Raw genomic sequence first — 25,663 nt, 5'->3', positions numbered from 1 at the left:
TAATCGTTATTGTGGTTCTTAAGCTCGCAGTTACTTCTTTAACGACGGTGTATGCCAAGCATGTAGATGCCAATGCGTGTAGCAGCTAAAAAACCCTTTTCTATTATTTCAATTTATTGAATAATTTGCCGATTAGAGATCGTTATATTTGATTCCCAGGACTCCCAATGACTATTTTTGCAGGTATCTATGCTCGTCGGAATGATGGATCCATCCCTATTACTTTTATTAATGAACTTCGCTCGGCCTTATCTCGCCACCCGGATGATGAGAAATCCAGAATAGAATTCATTGATGATAAAGTTTATCTTGCCAAGATCGATATAGGTGCACTTAGGGAACCAGGACACTTTAAGCAGGGAAATATGACTGCTTTTGTGGCAGGAGATCCTTTGCTGCAATTTGAATCGGAATTACCCGGATCACGGTTGGCAAGTTTGCAGAAAATAACGACCAACCTGATAAATGGCCAGCAAGATGCCCTCCGCGCATGCCGTGGAACCTATTGTGCCGTTGCCTACGAACATGCCCAGCACAAACTCTACTTGATGGTTGATAAACTCGGTGTCAGACCCATTTATTGCTGGATTTCGCCTGATTATGTTGTTTTTTCAACTGCTCTACGAATACTGGAAGCTGTATCCTTCTGCAAAAGATCACTGGATTTACAAGGTATCGCAGAAATAGCATGCTTTGGGTACCCCCTCGCTGATCGTTCACCTTATGAAAACATTATTACTTTACAGGCGGGGGAGCTAACAATTTGTGAGTCACATTTATGCAGCCGTGAGCGTTACTGGCGCTGGGATAATTTACCAAATTCCTATCTGACAGAAGATGTATCTGATGAGAAATTCTCGAAACATCTTTATCAGGTTTTTCTTGATTCAACCAAAATCAGATTACGCGAACAAAAAACTGTAGCTGCATTCTTGAGTGGTGGGCTTGACTCCCGCGCTGAAGTTGCTGCACTTAAAGTGTGTGGAGCAGAAGTTTTTGCTGCAAATTTTAGATTACCTGGTAGCCAGGATTATGTATTTAGCGAAATGATGGCTCGGAGAATGTCACTCACAAATTTTTCCCATATTGAATTTCATCCGCTCATTGAAGGAGACCCATATGGTAAAACGGCAGTTCAGGAATGGTTGAAATCACCGAAGTTTCTTGCGCAAAACCCGAAGCGCCCCAGTGTTGTATGGACAGGTGATGGTGGTAGTGTCGGGCTAGGGCATGTTTATCTTAATGCCAGTATTGTTCAAACTTGTCGTGAGGCAGATCTAAAAAAGGCAACTGGGCTTTTCATGAACTATAACGGCCTGGGTATAACTCCAAAATTACTTAAACCAGACATCGCCAAACTTTCAGTTTACTTATTTGGCAAAGGTCTGGAGGAAGAAATAAACTCGTTTAAACCTAGAGATGCTGGACGTATTTTTTATTTATTCTTTTTGTTAAATGATCAGCGGCGACATATGTTCAACCATTTCGAAAATATGGATTTAGCGCGTATTGAATTCGAGATGCCGTTTTTTGACGCAGAGTTTATTGCTAGTATCGCAGGCCATCCCATTGATACTTTCCTCTATCATCATTTTTACTTGGAGTGGTTAAAAAATTTCCCATTACAGTTAGGTGTTCTGGAAATTCCATGGCAAGCATATCCAAATCATATTCCCTGCCCCTTGCCGCAACCCCAAAATACAGTTACCCAATGGAGCGACGTACCTACGGTTGCGGAAACAAAAGAAAGAAAAGCCATTATTTGGAACAACGCCAAAATTCTTCTGAGGAATCCTAGCTTCTCCAAGCAGTATCTTAACAAAAGTTATGTATATTTTTTTGGACTGCTAAACTCTTTTAGTAAAATGACCCGCCCTTATCTTTTGCAGCTACCTTCTACACTATATCGTTACTGGTCAAAAACCAACTAAGCTAACGCACTACTTGCGACAACATTACATTATCTGATACTAGTAATTTAATGAGAGACATCATCGTTACAGCTATCGTTTTTACAGGATTGGTTTTTGTGCTCAACAATCCATACATTGGCGTGCTGCTTTGGTCGTGGATTGGCTATATGAACCCTCACCGGCTGGGATGGGGATTTGCCTATAATTTTCCTTTTGCATTACTGATTGCGCTGGTTACCCTCATATCATTGGTAATCTCCAGGAAAAAACTGGAGTTTTTTTGGCACCCAGCCGTCGGCTGGTTAATTATCCTGAATATCTGGTTTGTTATCACAACTTTATTTTCTTTACAGCCAGATGAATCCTGGATGGAGTTTATAAAGGTAATCAAGATACAGTTTTTTATCTTTATTACACTATGGGTAATGCATGATAGAAATAAAATTAATGGCCTGGTATGGGTAATCGCTATTTCAATAGGGTTTTATGGCTTTAAAGGCGGCATTTTTACCTTGATGGGCGGAGGAAGTAGTCACGTATTGGGCCCAGAAGACAGTTTTATCTCCGGAAACACAGAAATTGGCTTAGCATTGGTCATGGTTCTGCCGTTAATCTGGTACCTCTATCTTCATACGCATAAGAAATGGATTCGCTCCGGATTGTTGCTATCTATACCGCTGGTAGCAATAGCAATATTAGGCACACAATCACGAGGAGCATTTCTGGCGATAGCGGCAATTGGTGTTTTCCTCTGGTTGAAAAGTCGAAAAAAACTAGTTCCACTACTTGTAATCTTGTTGATGATTCCATTTGTTTTTATGTTCATGCCTCAAAGCTGGCATGACCGTATGAGTACAATTAATAACTACGAGGAAGATGCATCCGCAATGGGGCGTATCAATGCATGGATACTTGCAATCAAAATGGCTAATGCGCGGCCATTAATCGGTGGTGGATTTAGAAGCTTTCATGAAGACAACTATGAGTACTATGCTCCGGGTCTAATAGATCGTAGCGGCAGAATTCACTATCCAGATGTCCACAGTGTTTATTTCGAGATGCTGGGAGAACAGGGCTATGTTGGCCTCTTTGTATTCTTGATGCTCGGATGGATTGCATGGAGAACTGCTAGCAAAATAATGAAACTGACCAGAGATAGTGAAAAGCACAAATGGGCTTATGATTTGGCTTCCATGATTCAAGTGGGATATATTGGTTATGCTGTGGGCGGGGCTTTTCTTGGTTTATCCTATTTTGATCTCCCTTATCATTTTCTAGCAATACTTGTTTTAACTTTGCGAATAGTAGAACAATCTCTCGCAACTAATCCTCAATCTGTAATAGTTCCAAAACATTCACATCTAACACCTCCTTCATCTGGCGGGCGCGTATTTGATGATATAAAAACTACAAATAATAACTAGCTGCTTGAAAAAAATAGTGTAAACTGTTCAATAAATCTTCAAAAATGGTAACTCCAGGTTGCGCTCAATGCACCTTTGCGTTCAAGCTGGAAGCCATTTACATCATCGTGAAGTGGTTGCAACCACTCAAAACCGAAACTGTTACCCGCGAATTTTCCACGCGGCACAATAACGTTCACGCCCAGACCGATATCCCAGAACTGTCCGCCGCTGTTGCCCGAAAAGTCCATCGGCCCGACACGTCTATTAAAAGAGTTGAAGTCGCCCTTGATCGCGCCTTGTGCCGTATAAATACCTCTTACCGAGGCGGATAACCAGTTAGCCAGGTGGTACCCTCCCCAGGTAGTTGCCTGGAAACGATCGCCAAGCCGATAGCCAGATGTATTGCTGCGCTCCATACGTTTGATTCCACTCAATTGCGCCCCCCATGACCAACGCTTGTAATCACCTTTATAGGTCAGATTAGGCAGAAAATCCCAGGTACCGCTACCCAGCTGCATATCAAAATGCACTCGTCCACCATCTATCTGGAAAACACGACGAAAATCGAGATTCACGCGACCAGTCGGCGCGCTCAAACCCAATCCCATGTGCAGGTGGTGGTTGGGTGCTTCATATAACTTGAAAAGTGAAGATATAATGGTGTCGCCAACGCCGCCAGTGGCATGGCCTTGAATACCGGTATGTTCATGCACGCCCGATATCCGCGGAGGACGCCCATCCAGCTCGCGAATATTCATATCCATGTCCATAAACTGTGGCATCACCATCAGATTGAGCCAGCTAGTGGGCGCATACATGATATCCAGCATATGCATTTTCATATTCATGTCCGTTGGTGTGAACCGACACGGAATGGCAGCGCTGCAGCTCTGGTTCACGATTTCCGCATCACTCGCTGAACGATCGCCATGCAACATATCGCCTGCCTGACGAGAATACATAAACCGATAGCCCACCATGATGTCACCGGGTTTATCCAGCATGTGTGCATACATCACGCCTGCTGGCGCAGCGGTATGGCCACCATGGAAACTATGGCCGTCATGCTGAAATGACTGATTGTGGCTCGTATCATGCTGCTGACCGGTACTACTGGAAAAGTTAAGTTTGTCGGGGTAGATTTTAAGCGCAGCATTCCACACATAAAAATCAAAATCCGCAAAACTGCTGTTGCCGCGCCCGCCCAGTTTCAATACGCTGGCGCGGGTATAGTACTCAAAACCTCCCTCCAACTCAAAGCCACGCGCGAATTTTTTATTGATCGTTATCCCGCCGCTGAGCGTGCCGTAGCTTGACAGACGATGATCGCTTGAAAAGTTTCCGGGTAATTTTTCCTGATCGAACGAGGTGAATTTAGGCTGAATGTTCAGCAGAGCCTGATCAACCGTATTACCTTGTGCATCAAAGAAATTGGCATTTCGATCTCGAAAAAATTCGGTATTGGGATTATTAGTGTCTACCCATATCTGGCGACCTGCCGGATCGACACTGATTCTACTGAATGCCTGATCGGAGAACAGGAACGGTTGGTAAAAATCGGCAGCGCTTTGTGAATAGTAACGAATGCGCGGCGTAAGCGTCCAGCCCTTACCCAGCGGCTGCACCCAGTCCGCCTCAAACGAATTGGCCAGCACGCCCCAGTCATCGTAGGAAAATTTATAGTTCAGATGCAGTGCAGCATTGAACGGGCTGATATGCTGAACATATTTGCTGTTGAACGCAACTTGATTACGAAAATCAGGGCGTTGCTCGGACAAGGCACGCACAACACCGGAAAGCGGTGCATTGGGATCAGGGCTGACAGTCTCGGGATCGATGAAAATGACCGTCATTGCTTTGTACGGATTTTCCATGAACCCGCGACTATGAGTAAACCCGAAATTGGCATCCACCAGCGCGCCTTTATTCAATACCTGTGTCAAACCCAGATTAAACGTCCAGTCTTTTTTAGTGCCATGCAGAATTTCCGAACCACCGCGACGCTCGATTTGGCTATCAAATACACTGCGCGTCAAATAAGGCAGAATATCATGATCAAGAATCGCCGCGATGTCGCTGTGCGTGAATCCCACTCCCCATTTCAATGTAGTCAGCTTCTGGTTGAAATCAAGCTGTCCGTTAAGATTACCGTAACTCGATTTGAAGTCGGGTTCCAGCGAAAATCCCCCGCCAATGTTAACAATTGCCTCATTCCACTCATAACCCAGACTGAAATCCGCCTGATTGCGCGTTTCAGGCGAAGCAGTGGAAAGTATTTCTACGGATCGGTTGTCGATTACCTGCTGACCGGTAGCGGTATCCGACCTGAGCGGGTTAAGGTTCCGATCCAGTAAAATTGACGTATTGATAAAAGGCGAGGCACCGACCGTGGTAACACCACCACCGGGCGCATTTTCCAATATCAGCCGGTTGCCGTTCGTCACTAGTGGCGCAGTCGTAACAGGCGTTGCGCCCGACCAGGTATCCTGCGTGTAGCCAAAGGAAAATTTAAGGCGATCCGTCAGGGTGAAGCTGCCACTGCCGTGCAGCACATCCACTCGGATCGGGTCAAGATTGTTGGGAGCATTGACTAGGTTGCGTTTACCTTCTTCGAAGCGGCTGTATTGAAAACTGACGCTGTCGCTGCTTGACCGCGCATACTGGGCATGAGTTGGCGTGGACGACAACAGCAAACTGGGGAGCAACAGCGCCGCCGATGTCAACGTGTGCAGCGTTGTATGGCCAGGTGGTGGACCCTCTCCCGTGTTAATCGAGCTTTGAGTAATGGAATTTGGCGTAATGGAGCAAGCAGGCGGGATCAGACGCGGCGACATAAAAAGATTGACAAAAAGAGAAACAGGCTAGGTAAAAAAGACAGAAATGATTAATACCCAGAATAGGCGCAAATCTTCAGAAACAGCCGCACCCCCCTCCACCACCCGATGCATTAGTGCTGGCGCCGGCTTCGCGACTGGGGTAATTATGTGCGCGCAGACCGCTTTGCAATGGGTTGGGATCCAGCGCCATCTGCGGTTGTGCCAGCACGCCTCGCTCCCAGGGCGCAACTGATGTGCATGCCATCAGACCGGATATCAGTCCTGAAATTAGCAGAAGAGTGCATAACTTTGTCATATCAATGATATATAAAAAATATTCAAGTATTTTAGTTCCTAACCTCAGCTGCTCTCCGCTAGTAGCGCTTCAATGAGGTCACGCAACGCCTGCGCTTCACCGGGCCGGAAACCGTGATGAATATGGCGCACCAAGCCCTTTTTATCGATAATATAAGTAGAAGGCATGGCGATAACTCCAAAATCAACCGCGCATTGTTTATCCGCATCGACCACTACAGAGAATTCGGCGGGAATGCGCGCCAGGAACTGTTGCGCATCACTCAATTTCTCATCCAGATTCACGCCGACCACTTGCAGGCCACGTTCGCCAAAGTCCTGTACCAACTGGTTCATGAAGGGAAATGACCTGACGCAAGGCGGACACCATGATGCCCAGAAATCGATGTAGATCACCCCCCCCTTGTGCGCAGCCCAATCCTGAGCAGGCGCACCATCGAGTTGGCTCAACTGGCAACCGGGTGGCGGCGTATTGCCTTCCAGATGCGCGAATGCCGGTGAAATCATTCCCAACCCGCTCACCCATCCTGCCAGTAACAGATAAACCGCATGCTTTTTCAAGCTCTGCACTCCATTAATCAAACTGCAGGACAAATGTACTTGTACCGGTATGGGTGCCATCAGCGGCATTGCAGTGAAATTCCACCTCAAAATCACGTGCACCGATTGCCGTTTTATTTGCCATCAGCTGATATACGCCACCACCGCCGTGTAACGCGACAAAATTACTAAAATCTGCGTCACCTGACGTGGCATCAGTCACGTTGATTGCACGACCACCCTTCAGAATTTGCAGACTGACCAGCAGACCCGGCACTGCAGGGGAGTTGTCCCGCACCCGAGCAATGATATGGTCGGCATCACCACCGCCATCATTGAAACAGGTGACCAGCGCCAATGCGGTAAAGCTGGCTTTGTTACCCGCTGGGTCCATCACTGCGCCTTCAGTGTGCGCACTGGCAAATCCGCCCTGCCCAAGCAATACAGCAACGGCCGCGATCAAAATGGCGTTATTAAAGCAAGATAAATTTTTCATGACACCCTCCAGGTATGGTTAACATCATCGGATCGGAACCGGCTTCATCGCCGTTCCAGCATTACAGCAATCCGTTTAGAGCTGAGGCCAGATCTGTTGGCCTTCAAACTTGATCGGCATATCACGGTTAGTCTGCGCAGCGGATGGCCGAACTTCAACCGCCACACCTTCTCCACAGCTTTCCGCTAATGGATTATTCAACAGATCGCGAGTAATCATCAGCGAAGCCGGGCCGCTGTCGGCTTCGCTACTCTGGCGATCATATGGTGTACCCAATGCGTTATGCGTCCACAGCTTGACATTAAAATCATCGTCTGTGCCGAGATTATCGATCGTGGTAATCCTGCAGATATCCGCAACTTGTATCGTCAACCTGACGCTTTTGGCACAGGAAGTGGGCTCGATACTGGCCGCAGTGGTTCTAACTGGCGTAAAAACATTGAGATTACCCGGAGTGCCCTGCCCCCCGCCCGACCAGAAACCGGTTACGTTACCTAATGGGTCGGTTTTTTCATCCATGTAATCGAATGCGCTACGATCAAAAATAAGCTGAAAATTATTGCCGTAGTTGGTTAGAAAATCTGTTAATTCACCTTCATGCGGCTGGCCATCAACCAAAATGGTCGAGTCACTCCCGTCCGGAAAAACAACAGATGTGCCAATGACGCGTCGACCATCACCAGCATCCGCAGCACAGTTATCGCCGATCACCATGTGATTCAGAACCCGTGTGCCTTCAGTCAAGGTGGGCACATTCAGCCGCGTATGCGCCAGCGCACTTTGTCCGGCAGCAGTTGACATGGCTGCCGTCATCGATAATATAATCAATTTTAGGTTACCTGCTTTCATTCCATTTGCCCCATTTGTTGTTTGGCTCAATAAATTAAATATTTGGATGAACCAAAGTGATTATCAAATGCAAATCAGCAAATAGCAATGCGACAAATTGTCGCACCCCTGAAAACACTATGATTATTATATAAAAAATATATTACACGGTTAATCCCTGAATGAAATGGATGCCGTAATATGCTGCAAATGTAGTTTTTTTTGATGCGGCGCAGAACTTCCGTTATGCATTCCGCTCCACCCAGTCTGCGACACTTGCAAGCGCTTGTGGCAGATACTCGGGGAGTGTGCCGCCAGCCTGCGCCATATCGCTACGTCCGCCACCCTTGCCACCGACTTGTTGTGCGACGAAATTGATCAAGTCGCCTGCTTTGAGACGGCCGGTTAATTCTTCTGAAACACCTGCGATCAAGCTAACTTTAGTATTTTCAATCACGCCGAGCACTACGATACAAGGCTTTAGCCTGGATTTAAAATTGTCGAGTGCCTCGCGTAGGTTTTTGCTGTTCGCGTTGTCCAGCTTAACCGCGAGCACGTTGATTCCCTTGATCTGCCGTGCCTGATCGATCAATGTTGCACCTTGCAGACTCGCCAGCTTCGATTGCAGCGTGCCCAGCTCTTTCTCCATTTGTTTAACATGATCCAGTGTCTGCATCAGCTTGACAGTAACTTCCTGTGGCGACGCTTTTAGTAAGCCGGCAGCTTCCTGCAATTCTCGCTCCTGTTGCTGTGCATACTCAAGTGCAGCTTCCCCGGTCAGTGCTTCGATACGGCGAATACCAGCAGCAATTCCGGATTCGGCAACGATTCGGAAATATCCGATTGCGCCGCAACGGGCAATGTGCGTACCACCGCATAATTCTGTCGAAAAATCCCCCATTGCCACCACACGCACTTCATCCTCGTATTTTTCATTAAAGAGCGCCATCGCCCCTTGCTTTACAGCTTCATCGTAGGTCATCAGTTGGGTCGATACCTCATGATTCTGCCGGATCTGCGCATTGACGATGTTCTCGACAGCACGAACTTCATCTGACTGCATGGCGTGGTAATGGGAAAAATCAAAACGTAATCGATTGGCATTTACCAGTGAGCCTTTCTGCGTCACATGCTGGCCCAATACCTGCCGCAGTGCGGCATGCAGCAGATGGGTGGCAGAATGGTTGCAGGCTGTACTGATCCGCTTGTGCGCATCCACTTTGGCAATTACTTTGTCACCGACAACAATTCGCCCGTGACCAAGCACACCCTTATGGGCAAAAACATGCGACTGCAACTTCTGAGTATCAGCCACTGCAAAGGTGCCATTACTGGTCAGCAGCACACCACTATCCCCTACCTGTCCGCCGGACTCGGCATAAAAGGGTGTCTGGTCCAGCACGATCAAGGCTTCCTCACCCGCCTCGACAAAATCAGCGGGTACGTCTTGTTTGTAAACTGCCTGGATAACTGCTTCCTGTTGCAGCGAGTCGTAGCCATGAAATTGTGTGGCAACTCCATGGTAACGAATGCCAGACTGCATGTTGAATTTACCACTGGCGCGGGCGCGCTCCCGCTGTTGTGTCATGGCCGCCTCGAATCCAGCCTGATCAATACCTATACCGCGTTCTCTGGCAATATCTGCCGTTAGATCAACCGGGAAACCGAAGGTATCGTACAAACGGAACACTACTTCGCCAGCAAGCTGTTTTTTTTCTCTGGTAAGCTCCGCCTCCAGGATTTGCATGCCATTTTCCAGCGTTTCCGCGAATCGCTCCTCTTCCTGCTTCAGCACCATTTCGACATGTGCTTTCGCTGTCAGTAATTCGGGATAAGCCTGCCCCATACACCCAACCAGATCATTCACCAGAAAATAGAAAAATGGTTGTTTCTGCTCCAGCCGATAACCATGACGAATTGCACGGCGGATGATGCGGCGCAGTACATAACCACGACCTTCATTGCCGGGAATAACGCCATCGGCAATCAGGAAAGAGCAGGCCCGGATATGATCGCTGATCACCTTGAGTGAATTATTGGCCAAATCCGAGGTTCCCGTCACGTTGGCTGCTGCCCGGATCAGACTCTGGAACAGGTCAATCTCATAATTGCTGTGTACTCCCTGCATCACCGCAGCAATTCGTTCGAGCCCCATGCCGGTATCAACCGAGGGTTTGGGCAGTGGATGCAATGCTCCTTCACCGTCCCGGTCGTATTGCATGAACACTAGATTCCAGATTTCAATGAAACGGTCGCCATCCGAATTTTCCGAACCGGGCGGGCCACCGGCAACTTCCGGGCCGTGATCATAAAAGATTTCGGAGCAAGGTCCACATGGCCCGGTATCACCCATCTGCCAGAAATTGTCGGCAGTTGCGATACGCACAAAACGTACTGGTGGAATCCCGACTTCATTCAGCCAGATATCAGCAGCCTCGTTATCTTCCGCATAAACCGTCACCCATAATTTGTCTTTAGGAATGCATAGCGTTGTAGTCAGAAATTCCCAGGCAAATAAAATGGCATTGCGCTTGAAGTAATCGCCAAAGCTGAAATTACCCAGCATTTCAAAAAAAGTATGATGGCGCGCGGTATAACCCACATTTTCCAGATCATTGTGCTTTCCGCCGGCACGTACGCAGCGCTGGGCGCTGGTGGCACGAATATATGGCCGGGTTTCCTTGCCAAGGAAAACATCCTTGAACTGCACCATACCCGCATTGGTAAAAAGCAGGGTTGGATCATTCCCTGGCACCAGCGGACTAGACGGAACGATAGCATGCCCATGCGACTCAAAAAATGTCAGAAATTTTTGTCTGATTTCGCTGCTTTTCATAGTTTTGCTAATGTTAATACTCTCAATCCTGATAGCGTGTTTTTTCTGCGTCAGCCAGCACCTGGCGAATCACGTCAAATGAAAATCCCCTGCCCGCCAGATAGCGCTCCTGCTTGCCACGCTCTGTGTGATTGGCCGGTGCCACCCCAAATTTTTTGCTCCATATTACCTGCGCGCTTGAGAATTCCGTTACCTTGAGATCTTGCAACGCAGCCGTGATTACATGCTCGGCAATACCTTTTTCCTGTAACTCGGACGCAATGCGTCTACTACCGTAACGTTTTCTGCGAGAATGTAAAATCTGCTCTACTACTCGTTCATCTGAAAGCAAATTACGCTGCTCAAGCGAATCTAGAAAATTGACCAATACCTCAGGTGTTGATGCATATTCGGCCAGTTTTGTCTGCAATTCCAACCGGGAGTGCTCACGTTGCGCCAATAACCTCAAGGCGCGCGCCATCAGTCCAGGTTGGTTATTCATTGCGCAGCCGAAAGCTGCTCTGGTTTATTGGCTTCGACCAACCCAACAGCTGTGCGGATTTTAGCTTCAATCTCCTGCGCCAGATCTTTGTGCTCTTTCAAATAATCGCGCACATTATCCCTGCCCTGCCCGATTTTCTCACCATTACAGGCATACCATGCACCCGATTTTTCAATCAGTTTATGCAGCACCCCAAGCTCAATGATTTCACTTTCCCGCGAAATCCCTTCACCATACAGAATATCAAATTCAGCTTGTTTAAACGGGGGAGCTACTTTGTTCTTAACAATTTTGACACGCGTCTCGTTACCGATGATTTCTTCTCCGCGTTTGATTGAACCGGTACGGCGAATATCCAGTCGCACGGAGGCATAAAATTTTAATGCATTGCCGCCAGTGGTTGTCTCGGGGCTACCAAACATTACCCCGATTTTCATGCGAATTTGATTGATAAAAATGACCATAGTATTGGTGCGCTTGATATTGGCAGTCAATTTGCGCAGCGCCTGTGACATCAGTCTTGCCTGCAGCCCCATCTGTGGTTCACCCATTTCACCTTCGATCTCGGCGCGTGGCGTCAACGCCGCTACCGAATCAACCACCACCACGTCAACTGACCCGGAGCGCACCAGCATATCGGTAATTTCGAGCGCCTGCTCACCGTTATCCGGTTGCGAAATCAGCAAATCCTGCACATGCACTCCAATTTTCTGGGCATATTGTGGATCCAGAGCATGCTCAGCATCAATAAAGGCAGCCGTCCCACCTATTTTCTGCATTTCGGCAATCACCTGTAGCGTCAGCGTCGTTTTGCCGGACGATTCCGGCCCATAAATCTCGATCACCCTCCCGCGTGGCAACCCACCCACACCCAGCGCGATATCCAGTCCAAGCGACCCGGTCGAGACTACTTGAATATCCTTAGCAATATCGCTATCACCCATGCGCATGATTGAACCTTTGCCATACTGTTTTTCGATTTGTGCCAGCGCAGCAGAAAGCGCCTTGTTTCTATTTTCGTCCATAACCTTTCCTGAGAAAAAACAGTTAAATTATCGCATAGTAAACTGAAAAATATGCACGTGACAGCTGTCACCATGCCATGCACCTGAAAACCATCAAAAACTTCAAGAATCCGGCTACGTGAGATATAATTCGAAGGCTGTTGCCAAGGGGATGAGTTGAAATTACTCGGCAAACTTCCTATCTCACCAAAAGATTCAGACACAAGGAGACATACCATTCGCATTATTCTGCTAGGCGCACCGGGAGCCGGAAAGGGCACGCAGGCAGGCTTTATCCGGGATCATTTCGCCATACCGCAAATCTCCACTGGCGATATACTTCGCCAGGCTGTCAAGGAAGGTACCAAGCTGGGAATAATGGCCAAGAAAATCATGGATTCTGGAGCACTTGTACCGGATGATATCATCATCAATCTGGTGCAGGAGCGGATCAGCCAGCCTGATTGCCATAATGGCTTCCTGTTTGACGGATTTCCTCGCACCATACCACAGGCAGATGCCCTTAAAGCCGCGGCAATTACAATTGATTATATTGTCGAGATCGATGTGCCTGATGCCGAGATCATCAGTCGTCTTTCGGGACGCCGGGTTCACCCAGCTTCTGGTCGGGTTTATCACATTGTTTTCAATCCGCCAAAACAACCTGGTGTGGACGATGTAACGGGAGAAGCACTGGTGCTGCGTGACGATGACAAGGAAAAAACTGTCCGCAAACGCTTGGAAGTCTATCATAGCCAGACCAGACCGCTCATCGACTATTATTCCGGTTGGTCATCGAGTAACGAGACAGACGCTCCGACTTATATCAGGGTAAACGGCACAGGCGATGTCCAGGTCATCCGAAATAACATTATCGCCGCACTTAAATAACTCAAGAGTAACTCACGCGAACAAGTTGGTCGTTGAATCGGCCAGCAGCATTACCGCTTCGACATATAATCGAAAAAAAGTAACCTATCTTTGTTTGATTAATCAGGAGAAACCCAAATTATGGTTATAAAAAATGCTTTTTATGCCCAATCGGGCGGCGTTACTGCTGTCATCAACGCTTCTGCGGCGGGCGTGCTGGAAACCGCACGCATGCATGCCGATAAAATTGGTAAGGTTTATGCGGGGCGTAACGGTATCATTGGCGCCTTGACCGAAGATCTAATCGATACCAGCGCTGAATCGGCAGATGCCATCCGGGCACTGCGCCACACACCGTCTGGCGCCTTTGGTTCCTGTCGCTACAAGCTCAAGAGTCTTGAAGATAACAAACGTGAATATGAACGCCTGATCGAGGTGTTCAAAGCGCACGATATTGGTTATTTTTTCTATAACGGTGGTGGCGACTCGGCGGATACCTGTCTCAAAGTTTCACAACTGTCGGATACGCTTGGTTATCCGCTGCAAGCCATTCATGTACCAAAAACTGTCGATAATGATCTGCCAGTTACCGATTGTTGCCCTGGTTTTGGCTCAGTTGCCAAATATATTGCAGTATCAACACTTGAAGCCAGCTTTGATGTGGCCAGTATGTCCAAAACATCCACCAAAGTTTTTGTGCTGGAAGTCATGGGACGGCATGCTGGCTGGATTGCGGCTGCAGGCGGGCTCGCCTCCAGCGAAGACCGCCCGATCCCAATCGTCATCCTGTTTCCGGAAATTACTTTCGACAAACAGAAATTCCTTGCCAAAGTGGATCAGTACGTCAAGGAACATGGTTACTGCTCCGTTGTGGTTTCGGAAGGTGTCAAGGATGCAGACGGCAAATTCCTCGCAGATCAGGGGTTGCGTGATGCCTTTGGCCATGCACAGCTCGGCGGGGTCGCACCAGTCGTCGCCAATATCATCAAGGATGGCCTCGGACTCAAATATCATTGGGCGGTAGCGGATTATCTGCAACGTGCCGCACGCCATATTGCTTCTAAAACAGATGTTGAGCAGGCTTATGCCATGGGAAAAGCTGCGGTGGAGTATGCCATTGCCGGACACAACTCGGTCATGCCCACGATCGAACGAACATCCAATACGCCTTACGCCTGGAAAACCGGTATGGCCAAACTTGCCGACGTCGCCAATGTCGAGAAAATGATGCCCGCAGACTTCATCAGCGCCGATGGTTTTGGTATCACCAGCAAATGCCGCGAATACCTCAGTCCCTTGATTGAAGGTGAGGATTACCCTCCCTACAAAAATGGTCTGCCCGACTATGTCAGACTAAAAAATGTAGCGGTAAGCAAGAAGTTGCGTGATTTCAATATTTAGTTTGCAATTATCATATTTACAGCAACAGTAAGCCTATAGAATGGGGCGTTGGAATTGTAAATCGACGGGCAGCTCCCAGGCCGGGTTGCACGTTTATTTGGGTTGGTCTGATTTTAATTGGAGTTTTTTATGGGAAATGGTTTAACAATTGCGATCTGCAGTGCAATACTTGCCCTGATTTTCAGTGGCATCTGGGTTCGGCGGATTTATGCCCAATCCTCCGGTGACGCGCGTATGCAGGAAATTGCGGCCGCTATTCAGGAAGGCGCGTCGGCTTATCTCAAACGTCAGTACACAACGATCAGTATGGTGGGTTTCATTTTATTCGCCTTGATCGGTCTGGCACTCTCGTGGAGCACTGCCCTGAGTTTCGCACTTGGTGCCGCACTCTCCGGTCTGGCTGGATTCATGGGAATGACGGTCTCGGTTCAATCCAATGTACGCACCGCTGAAGCAGCGCGTATCGGATTGAACGAAGCACTCGATATAGCTTTTCGCGGTGGTGCAGTAACCGGCATGCTGGTCGTGGGGCTCGGATTGCTAGGTGTCGCTGGCTACACAGCGCTATTATTCAATGGTGCAGCTGAAAGTGCGACCACCAGTGACGTTATCCAGCCATTGGTTGGGTTTGCTTTTGGTGGTTCGCTGATTTCGATCTTCGCGCGACTGGGCGGCGGAATTTTTACCAAGGGTGCGGACGTCGGTGCGGATCTGGTCGGTAAGGTTGAAGCCGGTATTCCTGAAGATGATCCCAGAAATCCTGCGGTGATTGCCGATAACGTCGGTGATAACGTCGGCGATTGCGCAGGTATGGCAGCTGATTTGTTTGAAACCTACGCTGTAACGATTATTGCCACTATGCTGCTGGGAGCGCTATTGTTCCAGACCAATACGGGCAGTGCAGTCGTTTACCCGTTGATGCTGGGCGCGGCTTCCATTGTAGCCTCGATCATCGGTTGCTACTTCGTCAAAATGCGTGATGGTGGCAAAATAATGAATGCGCTATATCGAGGTTTGGCAGTTGCTGGCGGTATTGCTTTTTTTGCCTACCTCCCGGTTACGGTATGGTTCATGGGAGACACCACATTGATGCTGGATGGTATTGAAAGCAGCGGTGGTGATCTGGTCATGCGTTTGTTCGCCTGCGCAACTGTCGGTCTGGTACTGACCGGTTTGATGGTCGTGATTACGGAATACTACACATCCACTGAATACCCGCCGGTACAACATATAGCCAACGCTTCCACCACTGGACACGCAACCAACATCATCGCTGGGCTGGGTGTCGCCATGCGTGCCACCGCTGCCCCCGTGCTGGCAGTCTGCGCGAGCATCATGGTTGCTTATTCACTGGCCGGTCTTTACGGTATCGCGATTGCTGCCACGGCCATGTTATCCATGACTGGCATTATCGTGGCACTGGATGCTTACGGTCCGATTACCGATAACGCAGGTGGCATCGCTGAAATGTCAGGAATGCCCGAATCGGTTCGTGCCATTACCGATCCGCTTGATGCTGTCGGCAACACCACCAAAGCTGTCACCAAAGGTTACGCAATTGGCTCTGCCGGTCTGGCTGCATTGGTGTTATTTGCCGATTACACACATGGCCTGGAACATGCCGGCAAAGTGCTAACTTTTGATTTATCCAATCATCTGGTGATTATCGGCCTCTTCATCGGTGGTATGGTGCCTTATCTCTTTGGCGCTATGTCAATGGAAGCCGTTGGACGTGCGGCCAGCTCGGTCGTTATTGAGGTTCGTCGCCAATTCCGGGAAATTCCGGGCATCATGGAAGGTACGGCGAAACCTGATTACTCGCGTGCGGTCGACATGCTGACCAAGGCCGCCATCAAGGAAATGATGATTCCTTCACTACTGCCCGTACTTGTACCAGTATTAGTGGGTGTTTTTCTCGGCCCGCAGGCACTGGGTGGGATGCTGATGGGTTCGATCGTCACCGGTTTGTTTATCGCCATTTCCATGACGGCCGGCGGTGGCGCATGGGATAACGCCAAAAAATATATCGAGGATGGCAATTACGGTGGCAAAGGTAGTGAAGCACATAAAGCTGCCGTTACTGGCGATACGGTTGGCGATCCGTACAAGGATACTGCCGGACCTGCCATCAACCCATTGATCAAAATCATCAATATTGTGGCATTGATGATCATTCCGCTGCTGTAATTCCGTAGCATTGACAATCGTTTGGCCTGAAAGCCCATCAATAAATTGATGGGCTTTTTTGTATCCGCTACAATTAAAGATATCCCTCATGTAACAAAGAACGCGCATACTCTTAACTGTTACACCACTCATTTACCAATGTGGAGGTTCTCTTGTCTGATATAGCAAAATTTCTTGGTAATGAAGCGAATGCTTTACTATCCCATGTCTGCAAAGGCTTGCCCAAGGAAGGTTTTCACCTGCCCGGTCCGGATTTTATTGATCGCGTAGTTGCATTAAGCGATCGCAAGCCGTCGGTTCTGCGTAATCTGCAAGCACTCTATAATCATGGGCGGTTGGCGGGAAGTGGTTATTTATCCCTGCTACCAGTCGATCAGGGCGTGGAGCATTCGGCAGGCGCATCGTTTGCACCTAATCCACAGTTCTTCGATCCGGAGAATATCGTCAAGCTCGCTATAGAGGGTGGCTGCAATGGAGTCGCTTCAACCTTGGGCGTACTCGGCATAGTCTCGCGACGTTATGCGCATAAAATCCCGTTTATTCTCAAACTGAATCACAATGAACTGCTGACTTATCCGAACAAGTACGACCAGACGCTGTTTGCCAGCGTCGAACAGGCATTCGACATGGGCGCCTGTGCAGTGGGCGCAACCGTCTTCTTTGGTTCGGAAGCATCCCGTCGGCAGATTGAAGAAGTATCAGAAGCATTCCGCCATGCCCATAAACTGGGCATGGCAACCATACTCTGGGCGTATACACGCAATACTGCCTTCAAGACAGCGGATGCGGATTATCATGTCAGTGCCGATCTGACTGGCCAGGCCAATCACCTGGCTGTCACTATCGAGGCGGATATCGTTAAGCAGAAAATGGCAGAGAACAATGGTGGCTTCAATGCAATCAAATTCGGCAAAACCAGCCCTAAAGTCTACAGCGAACTCACCAGCGACCACCCGATCGATCTCGTCCGTTATCAGGTCGCTAACTGCTATATGGGGCGTGTTGGCATGATCAACTCCGGTGGCGAATCCGGCAAAGACGACCTGCATCAGGCTGTTCGCACCGCCGTGATCAATAAACGTGCTGGCGGAATGGGGCTGATCTCTGGACGCAAAGCCTTCCAGAAACCCTTTGCTGAAGGTGTCACGCTATTGAACGCAATTCAGGATGTTTACCTGTCGAAAGATGTAACAATAGCCTAAAAGCCAATAGTTCCTGCGACTGGGCTGGCTTGCCTGGGACCATCCTTCATAAGGAAACAGCCATGAATAATTACCTGTTAAATATGAGGAAAAAAACATGATCCGCAATCCTATCGATATAGCAACCTATACCAGTCCCGAACTCTCCACATTGATTGAGAAAGTGGTCAACGACCCGGATATTGAAGACATACCGACCCTGAGTGGTGTCAGGGAGTTTCTACGCAGCCTGTTGCCAGAATCTTTTGCCGAGTCTGAGAAATTACATCACTTTGACGTAGATGAATCACTGCTGGATGAACTTAATACCTTAATCGAGGAATTTGGTGAAGACGCTCCGGCGCACGACTTTGTGCGTGCTTATGCGAATGAGGCGTTAAGTCGCGCGATTGAGATTGTCGCAGGTGATGAAAACTGGAAAAATCATTCGCCAACCCTTCAGGCTATCCGCGATGCCATAAGCAGTGGTCTTGGAGCAAGCATGGTGGGCGAAGGTATACTCGATGAAGACGAAGATGAAACTCTGTTGATGGAAGTTGACAGCCTGATCGAGCACTACGGGCCCGATGCGCTAGCGGAGAATTTTGTGCGTTATGAATAATCTGATTGATCAGAACGGTTACATCCAGTGACATAGCCGCTTACAGCGCTTCAAATACACCTGCTGCACCCATGCCACTTCCCACACACATGGTAACCATGCCGTAGCGAAGCTTGTGACGCCGCAGGCCATTGAGCAGTGTGGCGACGCGAATAGCACCGGTTGCGCCCAATGGATGACCAAGCGCAATCGCCCCACCCAACGGGTTGACCTTGGCGAGATCCAGTCCAAGTTCGTTGATGACGGCAAGGCTTTGTGCAGCGAACGCTTCATTGAGCTCGATCCAGTCGAGTTCATCCTGTTTAATACCCGTTTGCTGCAACACTTTGGGGATCGCCTTGATTGGACCGATGCCCATGATTTCCGGTGGCACACCCGTGACACTATAGCCAATGAAACGCCCTAGTGGCGTCAGATTGAAACGCTGCATGGCCGCTTCACTCATGACCACGACCGCACCGGCACCATCCGACATCTGCGAACTATTTCCGGCGGTTACCGAGCCCTGCGCGGCAAATACCGGTCGTAGTCTGGCCAACGCTTCCGGGCTAGTATCCGCGCGTGGCCCCTCGTCGGTATCTTTCATGACTGATACATGATGAACTTGATGCAGATTGAGATCAGGCCAGTTTCCATCGATGGTATACGGAGAGATTTCTTCCCTGAATTCTCCTCGTTCGATTGCGCTGATCGCTCGCTGATGGCTCTGTAATGCAAATCCATCCTGTGCTTCGCGACTAACCTTCCACTTTTCTGCCACTTTCTCGGCTGTAATACCCATTCCGTAGGCAATGGCAACATTTTCATTGCCGGCAAATATACGAGGATTCATCGAAACCTTGTTACCCATCATCGGAATCATGCTCATGCTTTCCGTTCCCGCTGCAATAATGATATCCGCTTCACCCAGGCGAATTTGGTCTGCTGCAATGGCAACCGCCTGTAGACCTGATGCGCAAAAGCGATTGATCGTCACGCCAGGCACACTATCGGGCAATCCCGCCAGCAAGACAGCTACACGTGCAACGTTGATGCCCTGCTCAGCCTCGGGCATAGCGCAACCGACGATCACATCGTCGATCGCCATCGGATCCATTCCGTCACATTGTTTCAGGACAGACTGCAAGACATGGACCAGCAGATCATCCGGACGCACATGCTTGAACATGCCTCTTGGTGCTTTACCCACTGGCGAACGAGTAGCAGCAACGATATAAGCTTCCTGGACTTGTTTGGTCATTAGACTTCTCCTGGATATTGATTTGGCAACTAACTCATCATTAATTACGCAAGGGTTTGCCAGTTTTAAGCGTATGCGCGATACGTGCCTGGGTTTTTTCGGTCGCTAACAACTCGATGAACGCGGCGCGCTCCAGACCCAGCAGCCATTCCTCATCAACGCAGCTACCCGCAACGACATCACCACCACATATGACGTGCGCAATTTTGCTACCGATCAGGTAATCATGCTCAGAAATGAATTTCCCCTCGAGCAAATTGACAAGATTACTTTTGAAGGTTGCAATTCCGGTTGCGCCAGCCACTACGATTTCACGTGGCCGCAGTGGCGGACGATAGCCAGCTTCAGCCAGGGCAAGCGCCTGCATCTTGGCAACGTGCAATAGTTCAAAACGATTCATTACAATGACATCAGATGGCGACAGATAGGAGAGCGCCCTTGCCTGTTCGGCACTTTTAGCCATCTCTGCCATGGCAACCGTTCTGAAATAATGCTGCAGATGCATAAATGGATCACTCTCGACGGCCTGTTGCGAAGCGCGCAAGGCGAATTCCTTACACCCACCGCCAGCCGGCAACAAACCCACACCCGCTTCTACCAGCCCGATATAGCTCTCCAGCGTTGCTACCGCACGGTCACAGTGCATGATAAATTCACACCCTCCTCCCAGTGCAAGACCATCGACAGCAGCAACCGTAGGCACCATACAATAACGCAAATGCTGACTAGTCTGCTGAAAATGGGCGATCATCGTTTCCACTTCGGCAAGCTTACCCGCCATCAACACATCCGCCATATCCAGACTGTGCGCAGCTTTGAGGATGGTTGCCTGCGCAGATTTTTTGATCTTTCTGATAAAATCATCAAGCGCTGATGGCGGCATCTCAGTTTTTGGGCGCTCGGTCGCTTTTTGCAGATTGGCGCCGAGTGAGAAAGGTGGCTCGGTCTGCCAGATAATCAAGGCACGGAAATGGTTTTCTGCTGTGGTAATCGCTTCCTCCATTCCTCGCAGCACAGCATTATCGATAGTATGCTTTTTAGTTTTAAAACTGACGATCGCGATTTCATCACCGGTATGCCACAGACGCAATTCCTCTGTCTCCAGAATGGTTTCGCCATAAATTGGCTGCTCGTCGATCAGCCTGTCCGGAAACAGTTGCCGTCGATAAACCGGCAAACTGGACCGTGGCTGAATCTCACCGGTTGCTGGCGAAAAAGAACCCTCTGGCGCATGCACACCTTGTATCGGACGCTGCTGGCCAATCGTTTGCACCCATGCGGGCATGGCAACAGCTGCCATAGCCTTTCCTGCGGCGATATCCTCGTTTATCCAATCCAACACTGCATTCCACCCGGCCGATTGCCAGATTTCAAACGGTCCCTGCTGCCAGCCAAAACCCCAGCGTACCGCCAGATCAAGATCGCGCGCATTGTTTGCGATGAATTCAAGTTGGACTGCACAATAGTGGAACAAATCACGATGAATCGCCCACACGAACTGTGCCTGTGGATGTGAATGTTTGCGTAACGCTGCAAACCTGGCAACCGTATCCTTCTGTTTCAACAAGACTTCAACCTCGCCATCGACCTCCTGCTCGGCAAGCCGGTATGTTTCACGATCGGGATCGAGCACATGGATTTCCTTGCCCTGCTTCTGATAGACGCCCTTGCCGGTTTTCTGGCCAAGCGAGCCTTTCTTGATCAGCTTGCTGAGCCAATCGGGAGCAGTATAAAAGCCATGCCAGGGGTCATCTGCAAGATTGTCTTGCATGGTCTGGATGACATGCATGAGTATATCCAGCCCGACCAGATCGGCAGTGCGAAAGGTGGCGCTTTTGGGGCGTCCGATCAGGGAACCGGTCAGTTTATCCACCAGCTCGAACCCCAGCCCAAACTGCCTGGCATGATGCATCGTCGCCAGCATTGAGAAGATACCAATCCGGTTGGCGATGAAGTTGGGCGTATCCTTGGCGCGGATAACGCCTTTGCCCAGTGTCGTGACCAGGAAGGTTTCCAGTGTATTAAGCATGGTAGCATCACTGTATTCACTTGCGATCAGTTCGACCAGATGCATGTAACGCGGCGGGTTAAAAAAATGCACACCGCAGAAACGTGCCCGTAGAGATTCCGGCACCGCTGCAGCTAGTTCACTGATAGAAAGACCGGAGGTGTTACTGGCTAGAATGGCTTGATCATGCAAATGCGGTGCGATTCTCTCATAGAGCTGGGACTTCAGATCGAGACGTTCGGCTATTGCTTCGATGATCAAATCGCAGTCGCCCAATCTTTCCAGATGTTGATCATAGTTGGCGGGTTCGATATAGATCGCCCGGCTGACAATCGATAGCGGCGCAGGCTCCTGTTTTTTCAATTTCTCGATAGCGCGAATGACGTTGGCGTTGGTATCTTTCTCATCCGCTGGTAACTCAAACAACAGGGTTTCGATGTTGGCATTGATCAGATGCGCAGCAATTTGCGCTCCCATGACGCCAGCCCCCAAAACAGCAGCCTTCCTTACTCGAATTGGATGAGTAGTCAAAATTCCCTCCGATTAGCCAGATTATTGAAAAGCACCAAGCGTTTTGCGCTTTTTCATCAGGGTACCTCTAAAAATCCATATTTCGTCACAATACTCTGTGTTGCCTATAAAAATGTTTTCTTACTTATCAAGTATATGCTGCGTCAACATTTTTTATTCGTACCTGGTCTCGTTTAAAGCTCTACATTTTTAGAGGCGCCTGTTACTCAAAAACTAAGCTATAGACACGATATTTTACGCTGAGAAGCGTACAGGCTTGAAAACCAAAGTGCAAGCGTAAACTTTCAGGCTAATAATAAGATTTACGCTCTTGTGAGTAGATGCGAACAAAATATGAAGGGAGAATGACCACCAACCTGAACCCGTTATCTGGAATCCAGGGAAAGTGAGTACTTATGTCAACCAGTGCACTGGAGAGTAGTAATTGGCAAATTCAACACCACAGCGTCTTCCTGGGCGACTCGCCTCGGTTGTACCTGCATCACCAACAAATACCAGTTCGGATTGTGCATCCATCCACCAGAAAGACCAGAAGGCGAACGTACTCTGCGATCACTTGATCCAGGTCAAACGCAAACTAATTTCAGCGTTGTAGTTGCGCGCAAGCGGATCAATCCGTGTATTGATCCGCTTGCGTTATTATTGTGAAACCCCATGCCACCATTCAGATAAAGTCTAGGCAAATGTGCAGCATTTCACTCGCACTGTCTAAAAAGTAGATAGCCTCCCTAAAAAAATGAGGTTTTCTGGCAGATGCTATGACTATGTAGCAATTAAAGCATTTGAAATCAAAACATACGCAGGAAAAACCACATGAATATGTAGTAACGTGATCAAGACCTCGTAGGATGATCCATCTTATTGAAAGACAAGACAAGACAAGACAAGACAAGACAAGACAATTCAATACTTATACCGCATAATTAACTACATCAGAGACTGGCTCTGGCCACTACAATTTTTTGCAAAGGTGCCATTATGAGCCTTCGAGATGAGAGAAAAACCAAGCTTGACAAGCTGCGCAAGCAAGCAGAGGCCAAGCTTAATAGGGAGCTCTCCACAAAAAAGAAGGTCTTGCCAGAAGACACCCCTCGCCTGCTCTACGAGCTGCACGCTCACCAAATAGAGCTGGAAATACAGAACGAGGAGTTACGCCTTATCCAGCAGGAGTTGCTCGAAGCTCGTGACCGGTATATTAACCTCTACGATTTGGCCCCAGTAGGCTATCTTACGATTGGTGCAAATGGGCTCATCCTTGAAATAAACCTGACTCTTGTAAGAATGCTGGGCATGGAGCGACACCTGATCATCCAAAAATCCTTGTCCACCTTTATTGCCGAGTCGGATCAAGACGTCTATTATCAATTTAATGCACTAATTCGCAAGACAAAAAAACCGCAAAACTGCGAACTACGAATGAGCAAATACAACTGCGAATCGGCGAAACGCGACACGCATGAAGCTGATCGAAATGAAAAAACTTCATTTTGGGTGCAAATAATGAGTAGGCCCTTGTTAGGCGACAACGGTGAGATTCACACGATTAATCTATCCATCAATGATGTCACCGAGTTCAAGCAGGCAAGAGACAAATTGAAACACTTGGCCACCTACGACCAATTGACTCTACTCCCCAACCGTTACCAGATGGAAACCGAATTGAAGCTGCGTATCAATGCGGCCAAACGCTTCAATGAGAAACTCGCCATTCTGTTCATCGATCTTGATAATTTCAAAATCATTAATGATACGATGGGTCATGAGTATGGCGATATATTGTTGAAAATAGTTGCTAATCGTCTTTCATCCCACCTCAGGGACTATGACACAGTCGCTCGCTTTGGTGGCGATGAATTTGTCCTGCTAATGCCACAGATACATGACAATGTTGAAGTTGTTGCCATAGCAGAAAAAATTATCAGCGAATTCTCCAATGCATTTTATCTTAAAGAACGAGAATCTTTTATAACAACCAGCATTGGTATCAGCGTATTTCCTGACGACGGAACGACGGTCGGCGAGTTATTAAAAAACCTGATTAGTTACCTGTCTCAGAAATTCTCAATATACCGATCGGAAGAGGTTCTGTCGTTGCGGCGCGCAGCAATCGCGGCACCATGGCAGCCAAATCAAAACGGCGATTGAAGCGATAGGAGAATTCTGCAAGATAGCGCTGTGCATACTTGGCGTGATTGAATGCATGGTAGGTTCCGCTGAAGGCAGTCTTGAGATTGCCAAGAAGCGTATTGACCCAGCGAAACTCGGCACGCTGCACAGCAGATTTGCCACTTCCCACAATATGGCGCTCATGCTGCGCGGCTGTATGCGTAACCGCCCCGAAACACCCCAAACCATCAGATACGACTCGTGCAGTAGATGACAGACATTCAGCCGACCACTGTTTGAGCGCTTCATATGTAAAACCCGCTACGGGGGTCAAGCGTATATAAAGTGGCTTCCCCTCGCTGTTTGTTTGTATTGCCGCTACAAATGGCGTCTTACTTGCCGCGCCCCGCCCGCGCTTTCCCGGCCTTTCACCTCCCAGATAAGCATCGTCAACCTCCACGCGTCCATCCAGACGGCGTTGCTCTTCGCGCAGCAGCATGGTCTGTAACAGCTTATGCTTGATCGACCATGCCGTTTTGTAACTTACCCCCAGCTGACGTTTGAGTTCCAATGCACTGACCGCATTCTTGCTTTGCGTCATCAAGTAAATGGCCAGAAACCAGGTTCTTAGCGGTAATTTAGTATTTTCAAACACGGTGCCGACAATTGAAGAACATTGGTAGCCACAATCCAGGCATTCCCATAGCTTGCGGCCGTTATGGGTACAGGAATATCGCTCCCCATCGCAGCGCAGGCATCTCCAGCCATGTGGCCACCTCGCAGCAAACAATGCTGCTTCACATTGTGCTTCCGTGCCATATTGATGCAGAAATTCATGCAGTGACAGGCCTGCCTGAAACTGAATTTTATTCATCGCCATTG

The 25,663-nt window shown here is 48.7% G+C and carries 19 protein-coding genes; 8 read left to right on the top strand and 11 right to left on the bottom strand.

What is annotated here, in order from left to right:
- The first annotated feature begins 167 nt into the window (after nt 1-167).
- Nucleotides 168-1,931 carry an asparagine synthase-related protein gene (locus NSMM_RS13715; protein ID WP_090288304.1) on the top strand — a complete coding sequence of 588 codons (1,764 nt, stop codon included), beginning with the start codon at nt 168-170 and terminating at the stop codon, nt 1,929-1,931.
- 50 nt (nt 1,932-1,981) lie between these two features.
- Nucleotides 1,982-3,337, top strand: coding sequence for a putative O-glycosylation ligase, exosortase A system-associated (locus NSMM_RS13710; protein WP_090288302.1), 1,356 nt, complete (start codon nt 1,982-1,984; stop codon nt 3,335-3,337).
- Between the two features lie 38 nt (nt 3,338-3,375).
- Here NSMM_RS13710 and NSMM_RS13705 read toward each other — a convergent pair whose 3' ends face one another.
- The 8 genes from NSMM_RS13705 to recA form a co-directional block, all read right to left on the bottom strand.
- A complete protein-coding gene (locus tag NSMM_RS13705; protein WP_090288300.1) occupies nt 3,376-6,153 on the bottom strand; it encodes a DUF3570 domain-containing protein in 2,778 nt (925 codons plus the stop codon).
- 76 nt (nt 6,154-6,229) lie between these two features.
- Nucleotides 6,230-6,451: a DUF4266 domain-containing protein gene (locus NSMM_RS13700; protein ID WP_090288298.1), complete on the bottom strand. Its 222-nt coding sequence runs from the start codon at nt 6,449-6,451 to the stop codon at nt 6,230-6,232.
- A gap of 44 nt (nt 6,452-6,495) precedes the next feature.
- Nucleotides 6,496-7,011 (bottom strand): TlpA family protein disulfide reductase, encoded by a 516-nt coding sequence (locus NSMM_RS13695; protein WP_245654818.1) that lies wholly within the window; start codon nt 7,009-7,011, stop codon nt 6,496-6,498.
- A 13-nt stretch (nt 7,012-7,024) separates the two neighbouring features.
- On the bottom strand, nt 7,025-7,486 hold the full coding sequence (locus NSMM_RS13690; protein WP_090288296.1) for a hypothetical protein: 462 nt from the start codon (nt 7,484-7,486) through the stop codon (nt 7,025-7,027).
- A gap of 75 nt (nt 7,487-7,561) precedes the next feature.
- Nucleotides 7,562-8,314, bottom strand: coding sequence for a hypothetical protein (locus tag NSMM_RS13685; RefSeq protein ID WP_245654817.1), 753 nt, complete (start codon nt 8,312-8,314; stop codon nt 7,562-7,564).
- A 244-nt stretch (nt 8,315-8,558) separates the two neighbouring features.
- On the bottom strand, nt 8,559-11,150 hold the full coding sequence (gene alaS / locus NSMM_RS13680) for an alanine--tRNA ligase (RefSeq protein WP_090288292.1): 2,592 nt from the start codon (nt 11,148-11,150) through the stop codon (nt 8,559-8,561).
- Between the two features lie 22 nt (nt 11,151-11,172).
- Nucleotides 11,173-11,631: a recombination regulator RecX gene (recX, locus tag NSMM_RS13675; protein WP_090288290.1), complete on the bottom strand. Its 459-nt coding sequence runs from the start codon at nt 11,629-11,631 to the stop codon at nt 11,173-11,175.
- On the bottom strand, nt 11,628-12,656 hold the full coding sequence (recA, locus tag NSMM_RS13670) for a recombinase RecA (RefSeq protein ID WP_090288288.1): 1,029 nt from the start codon (nt 12,654-12,656) through the stop codon (nt 11,628-11,630). Before recA ends, recX begins: the two co-directional genes overlap by 4 nt.
- Before the next feature lie 216 nt (nt 12,657-12,872).
- Here recA and adk point away from each other — a divergent pair, with 216 nt between their 5' ends.
- The 5 genes from adk to NSMM_RS13645 all read left to right on the top strand — a co-directional run bounded on the left by adk (nt 12,873) and on the right by NSMM_RS13645 (nt 18,896).
- Nucleotides 12,873-13,526, top strand: coding sequence for an adenylate kinase (adk, locus tag NSMM_RS13665; RefSeq protein ID WP_090288325.1), 654 nt, complete (start codon nt 12,873-12,875; stop codon nt 13,524-13,526).
- Nucleotides 13,527-13,646: 120 nt separating this feature from the next.
- Nucleotides 13,647-14,906: a 6-phosphofructokinase gene (locus tag NSMM_RS13660; RefSeq protein ID WP_090288286.1), complete on the top strand. Its 1,260-nt coding sequence runs from the start codon at nt 13,647-13,649 to the stop codon at nt 14,904-14,906.
- Nucleotides 14,907-15,035: 129 nt separating this feature from the next.
- Nucleotides 15,036-17,093, top strand: a complete 2,058-nt coding sequence (locus NSMM_RS13655; RefSeq protein ID WP_090288284.1) for a sodium-translocating pyrophosphatase — start codon at nt 15,036-15,038, stop codon at nt 17,091-17,093.
- A gap of 152 nt (nt 17,094-17,245) precedes the next feature.
- On the top strand, nt 17,246-18,295 hold the full coding sequence (locus NSMM_RS13650) for a class I fructose-bisphosphate aldolase (RefSeq protein WP_090288282.1): 1,050 nt from the start codon (nt 17,246-17,248) through the stop codon (nt 18,293-18,295).
- Between the two features lie 97 nt (nt 18,296-18,392).
- A complete protein-coding gene (locus NSMM_RS13645) occupies nt 18,393-18,896 on the top strand; it encodes a hypothetical protein (RefSeq protein ID WP_090288280.1) in 504 nt (167 codons plus the stop codon).
- Nucleotides 18,897-18,936: 40 nt separating this feature from the next.
- On the opposite strand, the gene NSMM_RS13640 is transcribed toward NSMM_RS13645, so the two are convergent.
- Both NSMM_RS13640 and NSMM_RS13635 read right to left on the bottom strand, forming a co-directional pair.
- Nucleotides 18,937-20,136 carry an acetyl-CoA C-acyltransferase gene (locus NSMM_RS13640; protein WP_090288279.1) on the bottom strand — a complete coding sequence of 400 codons (1,200 nt, stop codon included), beginning with the start codon at nt 20,134-20,136 and terminating at the stop codon, nt 18,937-18,939.
- 40 nt (nt 20,137-20,176) lie between these two features.
- A complete protein-coding gene (locus NSMM_RS13635; protein ID WP_090288277.1) occupies nt 20,177-22,675 on the bottom strand; it encodes a 3-hydroxyacyl-CoA dehydrogenase/enoyl-CoA hydratase family protein in 2,499 nt (832 codons plus the stop codon).
- Between the two features lie 978 nt (nt 22,676-23,653).
- Here NSMM_RS13635 and NSMM_RS13625 point away from each other — a divergent pair.
- A complete protein-coding gene (locus NSMM_RS13625; protein WP_090288275.1) occupies nt 23,654-24,820 on the top strand; it encodes a sensor domain-containing diguanylate cyclase in 1,167 nt (388 codons plus the stop codon).
- On the opposite strand, the gene NSMM_RS13620 is transcribed toward NSMM_RS13625, so the two are convergent.
- Nucleotides 24,714-25,661 carry an IS1595 family transposase gene (locus NSMM_RS13620; RefSeq protein WP_090288021.1) on the bottom strand — a complete coding sequence of 316 codons (948 nt, stop codon included), beginning with the start codon at nt 25,659-25,661 and terminating at the stop codon, nt 24,714-24,716. The genes NSMM_RS13625 and NSMM_RS13620 overlap by 107 nt on opposite strands.
- Nucleotides 25,662-25,663 lie beyond the last annotated feature (2 nt).

Source organism: Nitrosomonas mobilis, assembly GCF_900103035.1.
Taxonomy (GTDB): Bacteria; Pseudomonadota; Gammaproteobacteria; order Burkholderiales; family Nitrosomonadaceae; genus Nitrosomonas; species Nitrosomonas mobilis.
The sequence above is the reverse complement of the archived record's forward strand: the minus strand, read 5'-3'. Positions and strand labels throughout refer to the sequence as shown.

What these genes read in the sequence shown, in the direction of transcription:
- NSMM_RS13660 (WP_090288286.1), top strand. Translation starts at nt 13,647, where the DNA reads ATGGTTATAAAAAATGCTTTTTATGCCCAATCGGGCGGCGTTACTGCT.
- recA (WP_090288288.1), bottom strand. Translation starts at nt 12,656, where the DNA reads ATGGACGAAAATAGAAACAAGGCGCTTTCTGCTGCGCTGGCACAAATC.
- alaS (WP_090288292.1), bottom strand. Translation starts at nt 11,150, where the DNA reads ATGAAAAGCAGCGAAATCAGACAAAAATTTCTGACATTTTTTGAGTCG.
- recX (WP_090288290.1), bottom strand. Translation starts at nt 11,631, where the DNA reads ATGAATAACCAACCTGGACTGATGGCGCGCGCCTTGAGGTTATTGGCG.
- NSMM_RS13620 (WP_090288021.1), bottom strand. Translation starts at nt 25,661, where the DNA reads ATGGCGATGAATAAAATTCAGTTTCAGGCAGGCCTGTCACTGCATGAA.
- NSMM_RS13710 (WP_090288302.1), top strand. Translation starts at nt 1,982, where the DNA reads ATGAGAGACATCATCGTTACAGCTATCGTTTTTACAGGATTGGTTTTT.
- NSMM_RS13655 (WP_090288284.1), top strand. Translation starts at nt 15,036, where the DNA reads ATGGGAAATGGTTTAACAATTGCGATCTGCAGTGCAATACTTGCCCTG.
- NSMM_RS13625 (WP_090288275.1), top strand. Translation starts at nt 23,654, where the DNA reads ATGAGCCTTCGAGATGAGAGAAAAACCAAGCTTGACAAGCTGCGCAAG.
- NSMM_RS13700 (WP_090288298.1), bottom strand. Translation starts at nt 6,451, where the DNA reads ATGACAAAGTTATGCACTCTTCTGCTAATTTCAGGACTGATATCCGGT.
- NSMM_RS13640 (WP_090288279.1), bottom strand. Translation starts at nt 20,136, where the DNA reads ATGACCAAACAAGTCCAGGAAGCTTATATCGTTGCTGCTACTCGTTCG.
- NSMM_RS13705 (WP_090288300.1), bottom strand. Translation starts at nt 6,153, where the DNA reads ATGTCGCCGCGTCTGATCCCGCCTGCTTGCTCCATTACGCCAAATTCC.
- NSMM_RS13690 (WP_090288296.1), bottom strand. Translation starts at nt 7,486, where the DNA reads ATGAAAAATTTATCTTGCTTTAATAACGCCATTTTGATCGCGGCCGTT.
- NSMM_RS13645 (WP_090288280.1), top strand. Translation starts at nt 18,393, where the DNA reads ATGATCCGCAATCCTATCGATATAGCAACCTATACCAGTCCCGAACTC.
- NSMM_RS13715 (WP_090288304.1), top strand. Translation starts at nt 168, where the DNA reads ATGACTATTTTTGCAGGTATCTATGCTCGTCGGAATGATGGATCCATC.